Annotated in this window: 3 protein-coding genes and 1 pseudogene; all 4 read right to left on the bottom strand. The window is 49.5% G+C overall.

Annotation, left to right across the window (positions count from 1 at the left end; translation table 11 throughout):
- Positions 1–1019 (bottom strand): citrate/2-methylcitrate synthase (locus Q0338_RS04560; RefSeq protein WP_298085724.1); only part of this gene is annotated, 1019 nt, incomplete at its 3' end.
- Positions 1016–2188: a cation:proton antiporter gene (locus Q0338_RS04565; RefSeq protein ID WP_298085725.1), complete on the bottom strand. Its 1173-nt coding sequence runs from the start codon at positions 2186–2188 to the stop codon at positions 1016–1018. The genes Q0338_RS04565 and Q0338_RS04560, both read right to left, overlap by 4 nt.
- A gap of 607 nt (positions 2189–2795) precedes the next feature.
- The gene (gene crcB, locus Q0338_RS04570; protein ID WP_004321460.1) at positions 2796–3143 is read right to left on the bottom strand and encodes a fluoride efflux transporter CrcB; all 348 of its coding nucleotides are present in this window, start codon (positions 3141–3143) and stop codon (positions 2796–2798) included.
- Positions 3143–3675: pseudogene (locus Q0338_RS04575) on the bottom strand (biotin synthase); the annotation flags it as partial. The gene crcB and the pseudogene Q0338_RS04575, both read right to left, overlap by 1 nt.

Genomic DNA, 3675 nt, shown 5'->3' on the forward strand with positions numbered 1-3675 from the left:
ATTTTTAGAAGCTCGGTGTTTATGCCGATCTCGTCAAACAGCTGGTCGCACATAGATTTTAGTACCTTGGCACGCGGATCGAAATTTTTATACACGCGGTGACCAAAGCCCATCAGCCTAAACGGATCGTTTTTGTCCTTGGCGCGGGCGATGTATTTATCGACGTTTTCTACCGAGCCGATCTGCTCTAGCTGGCGGATGACGCCCTCGTTTGCGCCCCCGTGAGCCCAGCCCCATAGCGCTCCGATACCCGCGGCGATACACGCATACGGGTGCGCGTGCGTCGAGCCTACGGTGCGAACGGTCGTCGTGGATGCGTTTTGCTCGTGATCGGCGTGCAGCATAAAGACCGTATCAAGCGCCTTGACCTCGATCGGGCGCAAATTTACGTGCTCGTACGGGTAGCTCCTCATCATGTAGAGGAAATTTTCCGTAAAGCCGCGGTCTAAATTTGGATAAATGATCGGCAGTCCGCGCGAAAATCTATAAGAAAACGCCGCGATGGTCGGGATTTTGGCGATTATTCGCATCGCCATCTCGTGGTACTCCTCGGGCTTATCCATGTTTAGGTGATCGAAGTAAAACGCAGAAAGCGCCGAGACCGCCGCCTGCAAGATCGCCATCGGGTGCGCCTTGTCCGGGAAAGCGTCGAAAATTTTCATCATGCCCTCGTGGATGAAGCTGCGCTTTTTAAGCTCGAGTTTAAATTCGTCGTATTGCTTTTTGTTCGGTAGCTCTTTATTTAGCAGCAGATACGCCACGTCGATGAAGGTTTTGTTTTCCGCTAGATACGCGATGTCGTAGCCGCGGTACATCAGCTCGCCTTTTAGCCCGTCGATATAAGTGATGCTAGAGCGGCACATCGCCGTCGAGGTATATCCGCGGTCAAACGTAAACATCCCCGTATCGCTAAAAAAGGTCGAGATGTCGATGACGTCGGGGCCCATGGTGCCATGAAGTATCGGAAAGTCGTAGCTTTTGCCGTTTCTGTTGTCTGTTAGCGTAACCGTATCGCTCATTTTGGCTCCTTTTGCAAATTTTTATTTTCGTAGCTCATTAGAATTTTGATACAAATCGTTACTATTATAGCCTGAGTTAGGCTCGCTAGTATGAAAGAGAAGTAAAAATTTTCATTTATGCCGCCTGATTTGTAGGCTATGGTAGCAACGGCGATGAGAAGCGTCAGCGGCATCGAGTGTGATAGCGCGAAAAGGACGGTGTTTTTTAGCCCGAGGATGTTTAAAAACACCGTGCTAGCAGCAAGCCTAAAGCCTATCATGACGCCCGTTATCAGCGCCGCGTCGCGCACGACTCCGTCTATCATAAAGGCGTTAAGCTTAAACGTCGAGCCGATATGGACAAAAAAGGTCGGCACCAAAAAGCCGAAGCCAAAGCTAGCAAGCTTGTGCGGGAGGTCTTTTTTGTGATCGAAAAATGTCGCGATAAAGGTCCCCGCTACAAATGCGCCGAAAGCTATCTCTAAATTTAAATAAAGCATAAGCGCGATGATGCCGAAAAACAGCGCCATACACAGGCGGATGTCTTTTTCGGAGTTGTCGTAGTGGGGCATCAGGATGACGCGCAGCTGCGGATACCACCAAAACAGCACGTTTAGCGTCTTGTACCCGATCACCGCCGCGGCTAAAAATCCGCTCAGATATATGATCGAAAACGCCAGTTCGCTACCCGCGCCAAATTTCATATACGCGCCGACGAAGGTTAGTAGCGTGATGCTCACGACTTCGCCGATCGAGGCGATGAGCATGCCGATGTTTAGCCACTCTTCGTTTTTGCCGTACTCCTTAAATAGCGTAAATATCATACCCACGGCCATCAGCGGCATGATGAGGATAAAAAGGCGGTTTAGATCAAACGAAAACGTCAGCAGCGCCGAGAGTAGGTAGAGTATCGCCAGATAGACGACGCCCGTTTTTAGGATCTTTTTATCTATCGTGAAAAATAGCTTGAGATCGACCTCCGTGCCCGCTAAAAACATGAGGTAGAAAAAGCCTACTTCGCTCACGATTTTAAACATTTCGTTGTGCCCGATAAAGCCCAAATACCCGGCTACCGAACCCAAAATAATCTCCACGGGCGCGATAGGGATGCGTAAAATTTTAGAAAAATACGGCGACGTAAAGATGATAAAAGCTAGCGCGATGAGGATATTTAGCCCGTTTGCCTGCAAGAAAGTCCTTTGTAAATGGGGGATTATAGCCTAAGGTTTTTTATTCTTTGATAAATTTGACCCTCTGCGGCTTGTCTCGCGAGTGCTTTTCCGAGATTTCGCAAAATTTTCGCTCCGCAGGCTATATGCCTAGCGCACGCTCAATTTTGCATCTTCTACTTGCAGCTGCGAGCTTGCAAAGCAGAAAACTCGAAAAATCATCTCACGATACTTCGCCTTATCGTTTTACGCTCAAATTCGAAGTCAAATTTGACTAAATTTTCAAATTTGAGTCGCCGAGACCCGCATCGCAAAAACGTTAAACTAAAAAACATGCGACGCGACAGCGCCAGATAAAACTGCGCATAGCGCAGCAACCTCTCACGTGCAGTGGGGTTGGTGGGGGTTTGGGGGCGGGTCTGCTTCTGGCAGTTGCGAGTGCGTAGCACGACGCAAAGGAAGGCGACGCTCTACTTCGCTTTGCTCGTAGCTGCAAGCAGACCGTAAGTAGAAACCCCTTCCGCCACCCAAGAAAAAGAAAAACTAAAAAATTTGGAGAATCTTAAATTTAACAAAACCAAATTTAGCACTTTAAAGGTGCTGAGCTAGGTGCATAAAATTTAGATTTTCAGCGAATAACGGTGCCTAGATAACAAAACCCGAGGCAAACAGAAACGCTAAAAAACGCGTTTAAAAATGCGGCTAAATTTTGTCCCGAGCTAAAAAGGCGCACCGTCTCATAGCTAAACGTCGAAAACGTCGTAAAACCGCCGAGCGCGCCGACGACTAGAAATAGCCTTAAATTTTCGCTCAAATTTAACGAGAGTAGTACGCCGATCAAAAAGCTACCAAGAGCATTGACGCAAAGAGTAGCAAGCGGAAAATCGGGGCAAAATTTAGCGACCGCGCCGCTTAAAACAGCTCTACAAACCGACCCCAAAAATCCGCCGCACCCGATTAAGAGCAAATTTTGCATCAGTGGCAAAGCGTCGCGAAGCTAAATCCGCGCGCCTTAAACTCGGCGATATCTCGGCTAGCGACCTCGCCCTTGGTCGTGAGGTAGTCGCCGATGACGACGGCGGAGACGCCGTGATCAAAGATTTCGTATTGGCGTTCGCCTAAAATTTTCTCGCGACCGCCTGCGATCATCACGCGAGCGTTAGGCAGTGCGGCAACGGTGTCGTCGATGATTTTTAGCGCCTCGTCCGCTCCCATAGGCGGCCGTTTGACGCGTAGAGCGTCGTTTGGGATAAAGAAATTTATCGGGCTAGAAAACGGATCAAGCCTAGCAAGGCTAGCTTGCAGGCTCGCGCGATCGGCCTGGCTCTCGCCAAGCCCGTAAATGCCGCCCGTGCACAGCATCAGTCCCGCTTCTTTGGCGTCGATGTTGGTCTGCCAGCGCTCGTCCCAGCTATGCGTCGAGCAAATTTGCGGGAAAAACTCGCGCGAGGTCTCGAGGTTGTGGTTGTAGCTAAACACGCCCGCGCTTTTTAGCTCTTTTAGCTGCG

Source organism: uncultured Campylobacter sp. (assembly GCF_938018145.1).
Classification (GTDB): Bacteria; Campylobacterota; Campylobacteria; order Campylobacterales; family Campylobacteraceae; genus Campylobacter_A.